The sequence below is a fragment of the Streptomyces sp. NPDC032940 genome, assembly GCF_040636935.1.
Taxonomy (GTDB): Bacteria; Actinomycetota; Actinomycetes; order Streptomycetales; family Streptomycetaceae; genus Streptomyces.
Window position 1 is genome coordinate 75,553 of record NZ_JBEZVJ010000009.1, and the last position, 15,785, is coordinate 91,337.

Consider the following 15,785-nt stretch of genomic DNA (forward strand, 5'->3'; position numbering starts at 1 on the left):
GGATCTTGACGGTTTCCTTCTTCTCTCGAGGAGGTGTCCCATGGCTGCTGTGAACTCCGCCATCTGAGCACCGCGGCGCCTGTGAAGGCGCCCCCGTAGCACCATTCGTGTGAGCGCGGCGCCCCTCGGGAAACCGCGCTCACACGCCCTTTTCCGGCCACTCGTCCACCGGTACGGCCGCCGCCCCGGGCCGGCCTCCCGACCAAGGCGGTGTTCCCCCCTGAAACCCCTCAGCTTCGGCCAGCTGTCCGTTCTGCGCAGCATCGAGCACATCCCGCGCCCTCTGTGGTCGGTCGCGAACATCGCCTACTGGCTGCCGCTGAAGCCGTCGGTCACGGTGGAGGAGGCGCGCGCGGCGCTCGAACTCCTCGCGGAACGGCACGAGTCGCTGCGGACGGTGTACGCGCTGCCGAAGGACGCCGCTCCCCGTCAGCGCGTCGAGGACCGCGCGCACGGCGTGATCGAGCAGGCGGAGATCGAGGACACCCGGGAGGCGCGGGACGCCCTGGTCGAGTCGTCACGGGAACGCACCTTCACCCTGGAGGACGACTTCGGCTGGCGGGCGACCATCGCCACGGCGGACGGCCGCCCCCGCGGCATCGCGATGTGCCTGCACCACATCGCGGCCGACGACTGGGCTCAGGGCGTTCTCGAGGACGGTCTGGCGGGACTGCTCGCGGAGCCCCGCCCCGCGCCGCCGAGCGGGACCGGGGACACCGTCGACAGCCCCACGGCACTCGCCCTGGAACAGCGCTCGACGGCCTGGCGCACGCGGCGGCAGCAGGCACGCCGCTTCCACGGCGACGTGCTGCGCAGCGGACTCCTCTCCCCTCTCCCCCTCAGCGCCGAGGACGGCCTGCGGGAACCGCCGCCGCGCTACGACGGCGAGCTGCCCCTGGACCATCTCGGCGGCGCGGTGGCCGCGCGGGCCCGGAGCGCCCAGGTGCTGCCCCAGGCGCTGTTCCTGGCCGCCTCCACGCTGACCGCCGCGGTCTGCTTCGGCGAACTGTCCACCGCCTGGTGGATGATGGCCTCGAACCGGTTCGACCCGCGGTGGGGCGCCCTCGTCACCTCGATGAACCAGATCGTGCCGATGCGCGCCGACCTCCCCGCCGACGCGACGGTGACGGAGCTCGCCCAGCGCCTCCAGCAGGACAGCTTCGCCGCGCTGCGCTACGGCTGCTACGACGTGGACGAGATCAACAACCTCTCCCACGAGATCATCGGCGGGCTGCCCGAGTGGCGCTACATGTTCAACTACTCGGTCAACGGCGCACTCCCGGACCGCCGTGACGAGGGCCCCCTCGACGCCGTCCCGCACGCCGAGCCCCGCACCCGGACGAGTCACCGCTCGTCGCCGGCCCTCTGCTACTTCGTCGTCGCGGACGACCCGGTCCTGACCCTGCAGTACTACACGACGCGCGCGCAGGCCGACGAGCGGCAGGTCGCCGGACTGCTGAGGACCTACGAGACGGTGCTGCGGCAGATCCTCCTGCACCCCGACCGGCCGGTGTCCCGGCTGCTGGAGGACGTCCGCTCCCAGCAGGCCGGGACCCCGGCGCCGTAGGACCGCCGAGGCCGCCGCGGGCTCCGTCTCCCCCGGCGCCGGAGGTCTGCCTCCATCAGTGGGCGCAGGGACCCCCGGCCGGCCGGCTCGAGGCCGCACTCGCCCGCCCGCCCAGGCGGCCACGCTCCGACCCGCGCCGCCTGCTGGGAGGTGTTCAGGCGCCGTCGAACGCTTCGGCGCCGCCGAGGCCGGTCAGGGCACCGACCGGGTCGAGGTCGGGAGTGCCGCGGGGCCACCAGTCGTCGCGGCCCGGTTCGGACTCGTAGGCGTACCACAGGCCCGTGCGGGCGAGCCGTATCTGGAGGTGTCCCGCGGGGTGGGTGAGGTGGTTGCGCCAGGGGCGGAAGGCGGGGAGGTCGGCGGCGAGCAGCAGGGGCCGGGCGCGGTCGAAACGGCCGGCCGGCGGGTCCCAGGGTTCCTCCAGGACATCGAGGCCGTCGAGCCCGCCCTGCCGCCAGGCGGCCACCGCGCGCGCCAGCTCCGACGTGCTGCGGCCGGCCGCGCCGGCCAGGGAGGAGTACAGCGCCCGGGTGCCGGCGGTGAGGCCGGAGCCGGGGTGGGCGGCGGCGTGCCGGACGGCGTCCTGCCACAGCGTCAGCCCGCCGACCGGGTCGCGGCCCGTGGTGAGCAGGGCGTGGGCGCGGGCGGCGGCGTCGGTGGCCAGCTGGTCCAGCGCGAAGGGGTCCGGTCCGCCCGGTGCTGCCGGGTAGGCCGGGGGCTGCTCGGGGTGCGGGGGCGCGGGCAGCGGCGGCGGGAGGGGCGGCAGCGACCGCACGGCCAGCGCCTCGGTGGCCCGGACGCCGGGCAGGGGCTCCGGGCCCTTGTCCTGGGCGGCGCGGGCCGCGCGGGCGGCGCTGAGCCGGGACAGGGCGTCGACCAGCTCGCGCTCGCCCCTGCCGCGCAGCAGGAGCAGGACGAAGGGGTCGGCGTCGAGCAGCCGCGCCGTCTGGTAGCAGAGGGCTGCGGCGTGCTTGCAGGGATGACCGGAGTCGGGGCAGCTGCACCGCGGGGCGAGGTCCCCGGGGCCGGGCAGCAGCGGGACCCCGCAGTCGGCGAGGGTGTGGGGCAGCTCCCGGTCGAGCAGGGCGGCGATGTGCCCCGGCCGCTCGGCGGCGGCGTCCAGGAACCGCTCCCAGTCCGCGTCGCCGAGCGTGCGCAGCCGCACCTGCACGCGGTACGGCCTCGGGCGGCTGCCCTGCACATAGGCGAGGACCTGTCCGGGCGTCACGGTGATGGCGTCGACGTGCCCGTGCTCGGCGTAGCCCCGGCCGCGGACCAGCCGCTTGGGGTCCAGCGCGCCCTCCTCCAGCGCGCTCACCCAGGCGTTCCCCCACCAGGTCTCGGCGAAGCCGCCGTCCGGCGCCGTCCCGGGCGGGAGCGGCGGAAGGGCCGGGAAGGTGCGCCTCAGGTCGCCGTCGCGGTCCGGGGCGGCCATGGAGCCGGGGGTGCGGGGCTGGTGGGGGGTGCGCTCCGGGGGGCGTGCGGACCGTCGGCGCGGCGGGCGCTTGTGCGAGGCGGTGGGTGGAGGCGCGGGTGCGGGGGTCTCAGCCGGGGCGGGTGCGGCGTCGGGGGCCAGGACCCGCGCGGCGTCGGCGGCCGGGGCGGCGTCGGGGGCCGGGACCCGTGCGGCGTCGGGGGCCGGGGCGTGGCCGGCCGGGGAAGCCGCCGCGTCCTCGGCAGGCTCCTCGTCCGGGGGCAGCCGGAACGCGTCCGCGATGAAGTCCCGGACGACACGGGCGCGGGCCTCGGCGGGGGAACCGCCGGTCCCGCCCGCGCGACGGGCCGGGCGGGCGGCTCGTCGCCCGCCCACCGCGCGCTTGGCCTCGGTGTCCTCCCTCGCCTGCCGACGGGCCGCCCGCAGCGCCTCCCGCACCACGTCCGCCGGACGACCGTCCTCCTTGGCGGCAGGAGCGGGGGCGGGGGCCGTGCCCGTCCCGGGGTGCGTCGCGTCGTCGGGAACGGGCGGCCGTGCGGTCCGCGCGCTGTGCAACGCCGCGCGGGCGACGTCCCCGGGGCGCGGGCCCTCGTGCTCGCGCCCCGACTCATCGTGGCTCTGCTCCTCGGGCCGCGCCGAGTACTCGTCCGGGGCCTGGGGCGGGTCCTGCCCCTGGTCCCGCTCCGGCGCCGCCACCCGGCCCGTGCCGTCCGTGCCGGCGTCCGCGCTCGCGTCGACGCCCGCGTCCGTCGCCGCGTCGGCCGGGCGGGCGGACTCGCCGCGCTCGCGGGCCGCGCGCAGGGCTCGGCGGGCCTCGTCGGCGGGGCTGGGGGTCATGACGGCCTCCGCAGGGACACCAGGTCGGACAGCTCGCGGTCCGTCAGCTCGGTCAGGGCCGACTCGCCTCCGCCGAGGACCGCGTCGGCCAGGGCCCGCTTGGACTCGAGCATCTCGGCGATGCGGTCCTCGACCGTGCCCTCGGTGATGAGCCGGTGGACCTGGACCGGCTGGGTCTGGCCGATGCGGTAGGCGCGGTCGGTGGCCTGTTCCTCGACGGCCGGGTTCCACCAGCGGTCGAAGTGCACGACGTGGCCCGCGCGGGTCAGGTTGAGGCCGGTGCCGGCGGCCTTCAGGGAGAGGACGAGGACGGGGGTCGCCCCGCTCTGGAAGCGGTCCACCATGTTCTCGCGCTCGGGCACCGGCGTGCCGCCGTGCAGGAGTTCGGCCGGGACCGCGCGGGCGGACAGGTGGGAGGTGATGAGGCGGGCCATGCCGACGTACTGGGTGAAGACGAGCACCGAGCCGTCCTCGGCGAGGACCGTGTCCAGCAGCTCCTCCAGCAGGGCGAGCTTGCCGGAGCGGGCGCTGAGCCGGTCGGCCCCGCCCGGCGGGTGCTCCTCCTTCAGGAACAGCGCCGGGTGGTCGCAGATCTGCTTCAGCGAGGTCAGCAGCTTCAGCACCAGCCCGCGCCGGGCCATGCCGCCGGCGGTCTCGATGGCGAGCATCGACTCGCGCACCACCGCCTCGTACAGCGCGGCCTGTTCGCGGGTGAGGGGCACCGGGTGGTCCGTCTCGGTCTTCGGCGGCAGTTCGGGGACGATGCCCGGGTCGGACTTCTTGCGGCGCAGCAGGAAGGGGCGGACCAGCCGGGCCAGGCGCTGCACGGCCTCCTCGTCCTCGCCGTTCTCCACGGCGCGCGCGTGCCGGGCGCGGAAGGACTTGAGGGGGCCGAGGAGGCCGGGGGTGGTCCAGTCGAGCAGGGCCCACAGCTCGGACAGGTTGTTCTCGACGGGTGTGCCGGTGAGCGCCACGCGGGCCGGGGACGAGATGGTGCGCAGGGCCTTCGCGGTCGCCGAGTACGGGTTCTTGACGTGCTGGGCCTCGTCGGCGACGACCATGCCCCAGGGCTGCTCGGCCAGGGTCGCCGCGGCCGAGCGCATCGTGCCGTACGTGGTGAGGACGAAGCCGTCCTTCAGGTCGTCCAGGGTGCGGTCGGGGCCGTGGAAGCGGCGGACGGGGACGCCGGGTGCGAAGCGGGTGATCTCCCGCTGCCAGTTGCCCAGCAGGGAGGCCGGGCAGATCACCAGGGTCGGTTCGGTGCGGGCCCGCTTCAGGTGCAGGGCGATGACGGTGACGGTCTTGCCGAGGCCCATGTCGTCGGCGAGGCAGCCGCCGAGGCCCAGCGAGGTCATGAGGTCGAGCCAGGCCAGTCCGCGCAGCTGGTAGTCGCGGAGGGTGGCGTGCAGGCCGGGCGGGGGTTCGGCGGGGCGGACGCCGGCCGTCAGCCGGTCGCGCAGGGCGGCCAGCGCGCCGGCCGGCACCACCTCCACCGTCTCGCCCTCGGCCTCGGCGGTGCCGGTGAGGGCGACGGACAGGGCGTCGACCGGGTCGAGCAGGCCGAGGTCGCGGGCGCGGGCGCGGCGGGCGAGAGCGGGGTCGACCAGCACCCACCGGTCGCGCAGCCGGACGACCGGGCGGTGGGCCTCGGCGAGGCCGTCCATCTCGGCCTCGGTGAGCGGGTCGCCGCCGAGCGCGAGCTGCCACCGGAACTGGAGGAGGTCCTCGCTCTCGAAGAAGCCCGTGCCGTCGGTCGCCGAGCCGGGCGCCGGCCGGACGACCGCGGTCGCGGTGAGGTCCTGGGCCAGGTCGCGGGGCCAGTGCACGGCGACGCCGGCGGCGGCGAGCCGGCCGGCGGCCACGCCGAGGAGGTCGATGACCTCGTCCTCGGACAGGCTCAGCACGTCGGGCACGTCCTGCTCGGTGAGGCGGTCGAGCGGCGGCCAGACCCGCGCCGCGCGCCGCACCGCGAGGGCGGCGTCGACGCGGGCACGGGGGCCGAACGCCGCGTCGGCCTCGCCCGACCACAGGTCCGCCGCGTCGGCGACGAGTGTGGGGTCGGCGAGGCTGTGCACCTGGACGACGGCCGCGCCCGCGCCCCGGGTGCCGCTGCCCGGATCGCCGTCGAACAGGTCGTACGCCGAGAGGTCCAGGCGCAGCGAGATCCGTACGCCCGCGTCCATGCCCGCGGCGACCTCGGCGGCCCAGTCGTGGGCGTCGGGCAGCCGCTGGGCGGCGCGCGCGGCGAAGGGGCGGCCCGAGGCGTGGGGCGCGGCGGGGGTGCGGGGCAGGGTGTCGGCCACGGCGTCGAGGAAGGACCGCATCAGCGCCTCGGGGGCGGGCAGCCGGACCGGGCCGGGGCCGTCCAGCGGGACCGCGTGGCCCTCGGGGGGCAGGGCGGCTGCCACCGCGCGCAGGTGGGCGATGTCGTCGGGGTCCAGCGGGCCTGCCCGCCAGGCGTCGTGTCCGGTCGCCGTCAGGCCGGGCAGCAGGCGTCCGCGCGCGGTGAGCCGCAGGGCGTGCAGGGCGGCGGCGCCCCAGCAGGCGGTGGCGGGGTGGGCGGCCGGGTCGTGCCGGGCGCGCACCAGCAGAGGCAGGGCCTCGGCGATCGGCAGCGACAGCGCGGGCGTGGTGCCGCGGCGCGCCGCGCTGCCGTGCCGGCGTACGACGGTGAGCTCCGTGGGCTCGGGCACGGCCTCGGCGGCATCGGAGACCGAGGGCTGCGGGGCGGTGACGGGACCGCCGTCGGGGTCCCAGAAGGCGATGCGTCCGTCGCGTGGGAGGGGCGCGGGCAGGAAGACGGCGGCGAGCCGGGCGGGCACGGAAGGGGCGGGCCGCTCCGGCTCCCCCCGGTCGTGGGCGCGCGGGGCCGTGGCAACCGCACCGGTCGTGTCGCTCATACGTTCTGCCACCTCCCGCCCTCGTCCCGGATCACTTGTCTTCGACTCTACGGGCGGGGTCTGACAATCGGCCCCGGCGGCCCGGGGAACGGGATCCGCGGCCCAGGACTCAGGACTCGGGCTCAGGACCCTCGGTTCGTGGCTCCGGGGATCGGCTCCGGGGATCGGAACGCGGACCCGGTCAGGGGACGGTCCGCGAGACCACGTACACCATGGGCCGCTCCGGGTCGGACATGTTCACGAGGACGTCGTGGGTGGGCGCCGGGTTCGCCTGCTCGTGGACGAGTCCCCACCAGGCGCCGGGCCGGTCGAAGTTCCAGCCGGTGATGTGCTGGTCGCGGTCGCCGATGGCCCGTCTGTCGCGCTCCAGGTCGTCCCTGGTGACGCCCAGGCCCGACAGGAAGGCGTCCAGTCCGGCGGGGGTGGTCTGGAACTGGACGTAGAGCCGGCTGGTCTTCCAGTTGTTCGTCTCGTAGTAGGCGACCTCCGCGGAGGGGACCGGGACGGGGACCTCGTAGAGGCGGCGCTGGAGCTTGGACGGCCAGCCCTCGGTCAGGCCGGTCGCCGAGTACTTGGCCTCCTTGACCTTGCCGCTGTCGCGGCTCTGGTTGGCGGAGATCACCAGGTAGCCGGCCGGGACGCCGATGAGCAGGACGATGGTGAGCAGGGTGAGCGCCCGCCGGCGGATCATGTGCCGGCGGTCCTCGGCCGGGCGCTCCGGCGCCTGAGGCGGGCCCACCGGATCGGGGCGTGTGATCGTCACGACGACTCCTCGGGCGCGCGCCGGGCCTGCGCGTACCGCTCGTACCGCTCGTACCGCTCCACGCGGCGCCGCTTGGCGCGCCGGAACCGGCGGGCGACCAGGCGGGCCAGGTCGGCGGCGCCCACCATGCCGGCCTCGGGGCCGAGCTGGGCGCGGACGATGCGGGCCTCGGGGCGGTAGCCGCGGCCGGTGAGCTGACGCTTGAACGCGTCGCGCGCGGGGCCGATCAGCAGGTCGTCGGCCGCGCTGACGCCGCCGCCGATCACGAAGCAGGACGGGTCGAGGGCGGCGGCGAGATTGGCGATGCCGACGCCGAGCCACTGCCCGATGTCCTGGAGCAGCTCGACGCACATGGCGTCACCCTCGCGGGCCAGCTCGGTGATCATCGGGCCGGTGATGTCGCCGATGCTGCCCTTGACGTGCTCGATGATCCCGTAGGCCACCGGCGAGTCGGCGGCCGCCAGCTCACGCGCCTCCCTGACCAGGGCGTTCCCGGAGCTGTACTGCTCCCAGCAGCCGCGGTTGCCGCACGGACAGCGGTGGCCGCCGGGCACGACCTGCATATGGCCGAACTCGCCGGCGACGCCGTACTTGCCCCGCTTGACCTGGCCGTCCTCCAGGATCGCGCCGCCGATGCCGGTGCCGAGCGTGATCATGACGAGGTGGTCCTCGCCGCGTCCGGCGCCGAAGCGCCACTCGGCCCAGGCGGCGGTGTTGGCGTCGTTGTCCACCAGGACGGGCACCGCGAGGCGGCCGGCGATGCGGTCGCGCAGCGGTTCGTTGCGCCAGGACAGGTGGGGGGCGAACAGCACCCGGTTGCGGTCGGCGTCGACCCAGCCGGCCGCGCCGATGCCCACCGCGTGCACGTCGTGCCGGTCGGAGAGGTCCAGGACCAGCTCGACGATGGTGTCCTCGACGACCTTGGGGCTCTTGGACTTGTCCGGGGTCTCCGTGCGGAGCTTCTCCAGGATGTTGCCGTCCGCGTCGACGACGCCCGCCATGACTTTCGTGCCGCCGATGTCGATGCCGACCGTGGGCACGCGGGGTGCCGTCAGGTGCGAGCGGCGCTCTCTCGTGCCCACGGTGCGCAGGACCGGGGCGCGGCGGGAGCCGATGGGGGCGGTGAGGTCGCGGTAGGTGCTCATCGGGTGCGATTGTGCCGCACGGCTCCGCCGGGTGCCGAATGGCACAGGGGGTGGTGTGATCGGTTCGTTGTCGGGTGCGGGTGCGTCGTGTTACTCGCGCGGTTCCCCGCGCCCCTGGGCACGCTGCAGTTCGTGGCGCAGATCGTCCAGCTCCGTCCCGCCCGCCATCTGCCTCGTCAGCTCGTCCAGGGTGATGCCCTCCCGCTCGTGGTTGCCGACCATCGTGCCGCGCTTCAGGAGCACGAAACGGTCGCCCACCAGGTACGCGTGGTGGGGGTTGTGGGTGATGAGGACGACACCCAGGCCCTGGTCGCGGGCCGCCGCCACGTACTTCAGGACCACGCCCGACTGCTTCACGCCGAGGGCCGCCGTCGGCTCGTCGAGGACCAGGACCTTCGCGCCGAAGTGCACCGCGCGGGCGATGGCCACGCACTGGCGTTCGCCGCCCGACAGGGTTCCGATGGGCTGGTCGACGTCGCGCAGGTCGATGCCCATGCGCAGGAGTTCCGCGTGGGTGGTGCGGCGCATGTGGTCGATGTCCATGCGCTTGAAGGGGCCGGCGCCCTTGTGCGGCTCGGAGCCCAGGAAGAAGTTCCGCCAGACCGGCATGAGCGGGACGACGGCCAGGTCCTGGTAGACGGTGGCGATGCCCCGGTCCAGGGCCTCGCGCGGGGAGGAGAGGCGGGTCTCCTCGCCGTCGAGGGCGAGGGTGCCGCCGTCGTGCTGGTGGAGACCCGCGATGATCTTGATGAGGGTGGACTTGCCGGCGCCGTTGTCGCCGAGCACGCAGGTGATCTCACCGGCGTGCACCGCCAGCGACACGCCCTCCAGGGCACGGACGTTGCCGTAGTGCTTGCTGACGTCGGACAGCTCGACGAGTGGCGTCCGGTTCTCGGTCTGCGTCACTTGGTGGCCTCCGCGCGCTTGCGGACCCAGGCGTTGAGCAGGGTCGCGAGGAGCAGCATCGCTCCGAGGAAGAACTTGAACCAGTCGGGGTTCCACTCGGCGAAGACGATGCCCTTGCTGGTCATGCCGAAGATGAGGGCTCCGACCGCCGAGCCGACGGCGCTGCCGTAGCCGCCGGTGATGAGGCAGCCGCCGATGACGGCCGCGATGATGTAGATCAGCTCGTTGCCGACGCCCTCGCCGGACTGGACGACGTCGTACGAGAAGAGCAGGTGCTGGCCGGAGATCCAGGCGCCGAACGCCACGCCCGTGTAGAGGCCGATGCGGGTCCGGGTGACCGGGACGCCGACCGCGCGGGCGGCGTCCTTGTTGCCGCCGACGGCGAAGATCCAGTTGCCGGCGCGGGTGCGCAGCAGGATCCAGCTGGCGACGGCGACCAGCGCGAGCCACCACAGGATGGTGATCTTGAAGCCGACGCCGCCGACGGTGATCGTCGACGCGAAGACGTCGCGGGCGGAGGGGAAGCCCTCCATGTCGTCGATCGACTTGGTGGACACGGTGCCGTCGATCAGCTTGGTGAAGCCCAGGTTCATGCCGGTCAGCATCAGGAAGGTGCCCAGCGTGATGATGAAGCTGGGCAGCTTGGTGCGGGTGAGCATGAAGCCGTTGAAGGCGCCGATCGCCAGGGTGACCAGCAGGGAGACGCCGACGCCGACCCAGACGTTGGCGGTCATCTGGTAGCTGAACATCGACGACACCAGGGCCGACGAGGTGACCATGACGCCCGCGGACAGGTCGAACTCGCCGCCGATCATCAGCAGCGACACGGGCACCGCCATGATGCCGATCGTGGAGGCGGCGTAGAGGACGGTGCTGAGGCTGGAGGCGCGCAGGAAGCTGTCGGCGAAGAACACGAAGAAGAGGAAGACGGCGACCGCGCCGACGACGGAGCCCAGCTCGGGGCGGCCGAGCAGCTTGCGCAGCGCGGAGGTCCGCACGATCCGCTCGTCGGCCTCTTTCACCTGCGTGGCGCTCATCGGGTGCCCCGCTCCGTGTAGTCGGCCAGCGCCGCGGCCTCGTCCTCGGTGATGATCTGCGGTCCGGTGAGCACCGGCCGGCCGCCGCCGAGGACGTCGGCGTTGTACTTGTACAGCCACAGCAGGTCGACCGCCTCGTAGCCCTGGAGGTAGGGCTGCTGGTCGACGGCGAAGCCGAGCGTGCCCTCCTCGAGGCCCGCGGCGACCTTGGCGTTGAGGTCGAAGGTGTCGATCTCGGCCTTGCTGCCCGCGCCCTGCTTGGCCTGGACGGCCGTGTCGGCGTAGGGGGCGCCGAGTGTGACCACGGCGTCGACGGCCTTGTCGGTCTGGAGCTTGGCCTCGAGGGCGGACTGCACGTCCGGCATGCTCGTGCCGTTGACGTAGAGCCGCTCGACCTTGCCCTCGAAGGTCTTCTCGACGCCGTCGCAACGCTGCTCGTGACCGACGTTGCCCTGCTCGTGCAGGACGCACAGGGCCCGCTTGCGGCCGCGCTCGTTCAGTTCCTCGCCGACGGCCTCGCCGGCGATCGTCTCGTCCTGCCCGATGTGGGTGAGCGCGCCGAAGTCCTTGGACTCCTGGGATCCGGAGTTCACGGTGATCACCGGGATGCCGGCCTTCTCGGCGCGGGCGACGGCGGCCTTCATGGCGTCGGGCTTGGCGAGCGTGACGATGATCCCGTCGACCTTCTTGTCGACGGCCGCGTCCACGAGCTGGGCCTGCTGCTGCGCCTCGTCGTCGTGCGAGTACACGAAGTTGATGTTGTCCTTCAGGGCCGCCTGTTCGGCGCCGCTCTGGACGATGTCCCAGAAGGTGTCTCCATCACCCGAGTGGGTGATCATCGCGAAGGTCCAGCGGGGGGTGTTCACCGCCGCCCTGCCCTCGGCCGCCGCGGCCTTGCGGGCGTCCTCGGCGCGCTTGCCGCCGGTGCTGCTGCAGCCGGCCAGGGACACCGACAGTGCCCCCGCCAGTGCGATGCCTACCCAGGTCCGAAACCGTGCCACGAGGCCGTGCCCTTCTTGCTGTGCCGTGCTGTGCCGCTGGGCTCTGGAAATCCCAAACGCCCCATTGTCCGACACGGGCATCGGACACTCGGTGCCGGGGAGCGGCGGTCGGTCACATTGTCCGGACATGGGGACCGATCCGCACGGTGAACGGGACCCGCCGCTCGGTGCAGGTCAGGGCCGTACGAGCAGCTGGAATTCGAAGGAGTAGCGGGACGGCCGGTAGGTGTGCGTGCCGAGTTCCACCGCGCGTCCCGTGTCGTCGAACGTGGTGCGCCGCATGGTGAGCAGCGGCGCGCCCTCCTCCTCGCCGAGCCGCTCGGCCTCGGCGGCGGTGGCGGCGCGGGCACCGATGGACTGGCGGGCGCTGTGCAGGGTGATCCCGGCGGCGCGCATGAGCCGGTAGAGGCCCGTGGCCTCCAGCTGGCCGGTGTCCAGGTCGAGGAGGCCGGGCGGCAGATGGTTGCACAGGTACGCCATCGGCTCCCCGTGGGCGAGGCGGAGCCGCTCCACGCGGTGCACGTCGCTGCCCTCGGCGACGCCGAGCGCGGCGGCGACCTCGGTGGTGGCCGGGACGACCGTGTTGACCAGGAGCTTCGTGGCCGGGCGCTGCCCCGCCGCCTCCAGGTCGTCGTAGAGGCTGCTGAGCTCCAGCGGACGCTTGACCTGACTGTGGACCACCTGGGTGCCGACTCCCCGGCGGCGCACGAGCAGGCCCTTGTCGACCAGGGACTGGATGGCCTGTCGGACGGTGGGGCGGGACAGGCCGAGCCGCGCGGCCAGCTCGATCTCGTTGCCCAGCAGGCTCCCCGGGGTCAGCGCGCCGTGCTCGATCGCCGCCTCCAGCTGCTGCGACAGCTGGAAGTACAGCGGCACGGGGCTGCTGCGATCCACGCTGAGGTCCAGCGCCACGGTCGGGTCCACTGATGGTTTCGGCACGGGGCGAGCGTAGCTCCGTGGGCTGATGACGGGAAGTCGTGTAGTTCGGTTGTCCGGACATACACATTGACAGCGCCGGGGCTGTGACCCACTTTGATTCCATGCGCATCGGGGTCATCGGTACGGGCCGGATCGGCACGGTCCACGCGAACACGCTCAGCCGCCATCGTGACGTCGGGTCCCTGATCCTCACGGACGCGGATCTGCCGCGGGCGCAGGCCCTGGCCCAGCGGCTGGGCGAGACGGCGGCGCCGGGGGTGGACGAGATCTTCCGGTGGGGCGTGGACGCGGTGGTGATCACGACGGGGACGTCGGCGCACGCGGAACTGATCGGCCGGGCGGCGCGTTCGGGGCTGCCGGTGTTCTGCGAGAAGCCCATCGCGCTGGACATGGCCGGCACACTGCAGGCGATCGCCGAGGTGGAGAGCGCGGGGACGATTCTGCAGATGGGTTTCCAGCGCCGTTTCGACGCGGGGTACACGGGGGCGCGGGAGGCGGTGCGGTCCGGGCGGCTGGGCCGGCTGCACACGGTCCGGGCGGTGACGAGCGACCAGGCTCCGCCGCCCGCCGAGTACCTGGCGCAGTCCGGCGGGCTCTACCGGGACACGCTGATCCACGACTTCGACGCGCTGCGCTGGGTGACCGGGCGGGAGGTCGTGGACGTGTACGCGGCGGGGTCCGACGCCGGGCCTCCGGTGTTCCGCGGGGCGGGCGACGTGGACACGGGCGCGGCGCTGCTGACGCTGGACGACGGCACGCTGGCCACGGTGACCGCGACGCGGCTGAACGGCGCCGGGTACGACGTGCGCATGGAGCTGGCCGGGGAGCTGGACCAGATCGTGGTGGGGCTGGACGACCGTACGCCCATCGCGTCGACCGAGCCGACCGGGCCGCCGGCCGCGGACAAGCCGTGGACGGGCTTCGTGGAGCGTTTCGGGCCCGCCTACGAGGCGGAGCTGGCCGCGTTCGTGGAGGTGGTGCGCGGCGAGCGGGCCAACCCGTGCGACGGCCGGGAGGCGCTGTGGGCCCTGCGGATCGCCGAGGCGTGCGAGATGTCCCGGCGGGAGCGCAGGGCGGTGCGCCCGGAGGAGGTCCCGGGCGCGGCGGAATCGGCGGCGGGCCGAGCGGACTGAGCGGCCGTCGGCGTTTCCCAGGCGTCTCAGCCTCTCAGCCTCTCGGCGTCTCGGCGTCTCGGCGTCTCGGCGTCTCGGCGTCTCGGCGTCTCGGCGTCTCAGGGTCGGGGCCGCAGCACCTCCAGGGCGCCGGTCTCGGTGTCGTAGCTGCGCAGGGTGGTGAGCCGGACCGACAGCGGTGGCGCCGGCAGCAGTCCGGGGATCCGCCGGTCGGTGAAGGCGCCCGCCCGCCGGGTGCGGCCGAGGGTGATGTGCGGGCTCCAGTGGGCGGGGTCGTGGAAGGGGCTGAGGCTCCCGGGCGGGCTGTCCGAGGCCACCGCCTCCCACACGCGGCGGTGCAGGCCGGCCAGCGTGGCGTCGAGGTCCAGCGCCCAGGCCAGCACGGAGGTGGGCCGCTCGAAGCGGATCACGCCGGTGAACCGCACGGGCAGGGGCAGTGCGGCGGCCACCTCGGCGAGCTCCCAGCGGATCGGGGCGGTCAGTTCCGGGCAGGCGGCCAGGGTGACGTGGGGGCTGTTGGTGGGTGAGCGGTGGCGTGCCTGACTGGGCAGCCCCGCGTCGGCGAGCCGCCGCCAGGCCTCCCGGACCGCCAGCTCCGCCGTCTCGTCCAACAGGAGCTCGACCGTACGCATCGCCGCAGCTTATCGGCGACGGGCGCGCGGGCCGACGGCCTGCGGCTCGACGCCCGCCGCACGGGTCGACGCCCACCGCACGGGTCGACGCCCACCGCACGGGTCGTCGCCCACCGCACGGCTCGACGCCCGCCGACGGCGGCCGGCGGCCTGCGGCTCAACCGCCGTCGCACGGGTCGTCGCCCGCGGACAGCGGCTCGGTGTCGGCCGCGAGGCAGGAGGAGTACACCCGCGGCGGCGCGTCCCCCGGCTCGGGCTCCGGTTCCGGCCCGGCGCCCACGGTGGCGACGGCCACGGCACCGGCGCACACCAGCCCGGCCGTCGCGGCGAGCCACGCACCGCGGCTCATCGGCCGCGGCTGAGATGGTCGCGGAGCTCGTCGCCGCAGTCCTCGGCGCCGGACCGGACCCGAGCGAAGGCCAGTACGCCGTCCTCTCCCCCGCCTTCCTGCCGGGCCTCGGCGAGCCGCGCGTCGATGTCCGCGATGTAGTCGGCGCATTCGGCGCTGACCGGCCGTTCGGGCTGCTCGGCCTGCGGGTCGGGCTCCGCGGAGGCGTTCAGTGCGAGGGTGACGACGAGGCCGGTCGCGCACAGCACCGCCCACACCGCGATCCCTGTGCGACGGCTCATCCGTATCGGCTGGGGCATCCGGGCATCCTATGATGTCCCCGCTGCCGCAGGGGAGTTGACGTCGCGACGGTGACGGGGTCAACAGCACCGTTCTCGAACAGGTCGCCGCCACCGTGGGCGCCCGTGAACCGTCGCACTTCACCGGCGGCTGAGCACCGGCCGCGGCGCGTGGCCTACTCGTCGTCCAGGTGCTCGTCCAGCAACCCCGCGTCATACGCCAGCAGCGCGATCTGCACCCGGTTGTCGAGGTCCAGCTTGGCCAGGATGCGGGAGACGTGGGTCTTGACGGTGGGGACGCTCATGTAGAGCTCCGCCGCCACGGCGGCGTTGGCGAGGCCGCGGCCGACGGCGACGGCGACCTCGCGTTCGCGGTCGTTGAGCGTGGCGATGCGGGCGCGGGCGCGGGTGCGCCGGGTGCCGGCGGCGGTGCCGGCCGCGTGTGCCATCAGGCGCCGGGTCACGGCGGGCGACAGGACCGGGTCGCCGGCGGCGACCCTGCGCACCGCGTCGAGGATCTGCGCGGGCGGGGTGTCCTTGAGGACGAAGCCGGCGGCGCCCGCGCGCAGGGCCCGCAGCACCTGTTCGTCGGCGTGGAAGGTGGTGAGCACCACGACCTGCGGGGCGTCCGCGCGGCCCCGCAGCCGTTCGGTGGCCGTCAGACCGTCCACGCCCGGCATCCGGATGTCCATGAGGACCACGTCGGGGCGGGTGCGGTCGACGAGCGCCTCGGCCTCGGCGCCGTCGGCGGCCTCGCCGACGATCTCGACGTCGTCGGCGCCGCCCAGCATGAAGGACAGGCCGGCCCGCACCAGCGGGTCGTCGTCGACGAGGAGCAGTCTGATCACAGTCATGTCCTCACG

At 74.3% G+C, this 15,785-nt stretch carries 14 protein-coding genes; 2 read left to right on the top strand and 12 right to left on the bottom strand.

Annotated elements, in window-relative coordinates; translation table 11 throughout:
* Positions 1-109: 109 nt before the first annotated feature.
* Positions 110-1,567, top strand: coding sequence for a condensation domain-containing protein (locus AB0E77_RS14495; protein ID WP_361569742.1), 1,458 nt, complete (start codon positions 110-112; stop codon positions 1,565-1,567).
* A 154-nt stretch (positions 1,568-1,721) separates the two neighbouring features.
* Here AB0E77_RS14495 and AB0E77_RS14500 read toward each other — a convergent pair whose 3' ends face one another.
* The 8 genes from AB0E77_RS14500 to AB0E77_RS14535 form a co-directional block, all read right to left on the bottom strand.
* Complete coding sequence (locus tag AB0E77_RS14500) at positions 1,722-3,839, bottom strand: SWIM zinc finger family protein (RefSeq protein ID WP_361569744.1); 2,118 nt, start codon at positions 3,837-3,839, stop codon at positions 1,722-1,724.
* The gene (locus tag AB0E77_RS14505) at positions 3,836-6,739 is read right to left on the bottom strand and encodes an SNF2-related protein (protein WP_361569746.1); all 2,904 of its coding nucleotides are present in this window, start codon (positions 6,737-6,739) and stop codon (positions 3,836-3,838) included. Before AB0E77_RS14505 ends, AB0E77_RS14500 begins: the two co-directional genes overlap by 4 nt.
* A 181-nt stretch (positions 6,740-6,920) precedes the next feature.
* On the bottom strand, positions 6,921-7,502 hold the full coding sequence (locus AB0E77_RS14510; RefSeq protein ID WP_361569748.1) for a sugar kinase: 582 nt from the start codon (positions 7,500-7,502) through the stop codon (positions 6,921-6,923).
* Entirely contained in the window at positions 7,499-8,647 is a 1,149-nt protein-coding gene (locus AB0E77_RS14515; protein WP_361569750.1) for an ROK family glucokinase, read from the bottom strand. Before AB0E77_RS14515 ends, AB0E77_RS14510 begins: the two co-directional genes overlap by 4 nt.
* Positions 8,648-8,737: 90 nt before the next feature.
* Positions 8,738-9,553 (bottom strand): ATP-binding cassette domain-containing protein, encoded by an 816-nt coding sequence (locus tag AB0E77_RS14520; protein ID WP_361569751.1) that lies wholly within the window; start codon positions 9,551-9,553, stop codon positions 8,738-8,740.
* Complete coding sequence (locus tag AB0E77_RS14525; RefSeq protein ID WP_361569753.1) at positions 9,550-10,590, bottom strand: ABC transporter permease; 1,041 nt, start codon at positions 10,588-10,590, stop codon at positions 9,550-9,552. The genes AB0E77_RS14520 and AB0E77_RS14525 overlap by 4 nt, the downstream gene beginning before the upstream one ends.
* Positions 10,587-11,591 (bottom strand): sugar ABC transporter substrate-binding protein, encoded by a 1,005-nt coding sequence (locus tag AB0E77_RS14530; RefSeq protein ID WP_361569754.1) that lies wholly within the window; start codon positions 11,589-11,591, stop codon positions 10,587-10,589. The genes AB0E77_RS14525 and AB0E77_RS14530 overlap by 4 nt, the downstream gene beginning before the upstream one ends.
* A 174-nt stretch (positions 11,592-11,765) precedes the next feature.
* Positions 11,766-12,503 carry a GntR family transcriptional regulator gene (locus tag AB0E77_RS14535; protein ID WP_361569935.1) on the bottom strand — a complete coding sequence of 246 codons (738 nt, stop codon included), beginning with the start codon at positions 12,501-12,503 and terminating at the stop codon, positions 11,766-11,768.
* A gap of 128 nt (positions 12,504-12,631) precedes the next feature.
* Between AB0E77_RS14535 and AB0E77_RS14540 the strand changes: the two genes are divergently transcribed.
* Positions 12,632-13,663, top strand: coding sequence for a Gfo/Idh/MocA family oxidoreductase (locus tag AB0E77_RS14540; RefSeq protein ID WP_361569756.1), 1,032 nt, complete (start codon positions 12,632-12,634; stop codon positions 13,661-13,663).
* Between the two features lie 98 nt (positions 13,664-13,761).
* Here the strand turns inward: AB0E77_RS14540 and AB0E77_RS14545 are convergent, their stop codons facing one another.
* The 4 genes from AB0E77_RS14545 to AB0E77_RS14560 form a co-directional block, all read right to left on the bottom strand.
* Positions 13,762-14,295, bottom strand: a complete 534-nt coding sequence (locus AB0E77_RS14545) for a 2'-5' RNA ligase family protein (protein WP_361569757.1) — start codon at positions 14,293-14,295, stop codon at positions 13,762-13,764.
* A 157-nt stretch (positions 14,296-14,452) separates the two neighbouring features.
* Complete coding sequence (locus tag AB0E77_RS14550) at positions 14,453-14,644, bottom strand: hypothetical protein (RefSeq protein WP_361569758.1); 192 nt, start codon at positions 14,642-14,644, stop codon at positions 14,453-14,455.
* Positions 14,641-14,943: a hypothetical protein gene (locus tag AB0E77_RS14555; RefSeq protein ID WP_361569759.1), complete on the bottom strand. Its 303-nt coding sequence runs from the start codon at positions 14,941-14,943 to the stop codon at positions 14,641-14,643. The genes AB0E77_RS14550 and AB0E77_RS14555 overlap by 4 nt, the downstream gene beginning before the upstream one ends.
* A 155-nt stretch (positions 14,944-15,098) precedes the next feature.
* Entirely contained in the window at positions 15,099-15,776 is a 678-nt protein-coding gene (locus tag AB0E77_RS14560; RefSeq protein WP_361569761.1) for a response regulator transcription factor, read from the bottom strand.
* Positions 15,777-15,785 lie beyond the last annotated feature (9 nt).

What these genes read in the sequence shown, in the direction of transcription:
- AB0E77_RS14500 (WP_361569744.1), bottom strand. Translation starts at nt 3,839, where the DNA reads ATGACCCCCAGCCCCGCCGACGAGGCCCGCCGAGCCCTGCGCGCGGCC.
- AB0E77_RS14505 (WP_361569746.1), bottom strand. Translation starts at nt 6,739, where the DNA reads ATGAGCGACACGACCGGTGCGGTTGCCACGGCCCCGCGCGCCCACGAC.
- AB0E77_RS14515 (WP_361569750.1), bottom strand. Translation starts at nt 8,647, where the DNA reads ATGAGCACCTACCGCGACCTCACCGCCCCCATCGGCTCCCGCCGCGCC.
- AB0E77_RS14525 (WP_361569753.1), bottom strand. Translation starts at nt 10,590, where the DNA reads ATGAGCGCCACGCAGGTGAAAGAGGCCGACGAGCGGATCGTGCGGACC.
- AB0E77_RS14540 (WP_361569756.1), top strand. Translation starts at nt 12,632, where the DNA reads ATGCGCATCGGGGTCATCGGTACGGGCCGGATCGGCACGGTCCACGCG.
- AB0E77_RS14545 (WP_361569757.1), bottom strand. Translation starts at nt 14,295, where the DNA reads ATGCGTACGGTCGAGCTCCTGTTGGACGAGACGGCGGAGCTGGCGGTC.
- AB0E77_RS14550 (WP_361569758.1), bottom strand. Translation starts at nt 14,644, where the DNA reads ATGAGCCGCGGTGCGTGGCTCGCCGCGACGGCCGGGCTGGTGTGCGCC.
- AB0E77_RS14555 (WP_361569759.1), bottom strand. Translation starts at nt 14,943, where the DNA reads ATGCCCCAGCCGATACGGATGAGCCGTCGCACAGGGATCGCGGTGTGG.
- AB0E77_RS14560 (WP_361569761.1), bottom strand. Translation starts at nt 15,776, where the DNA reads ATGACTGTGATCAGACTGCTCCTCGTCGACGACGACCCGCTGGTGCGG.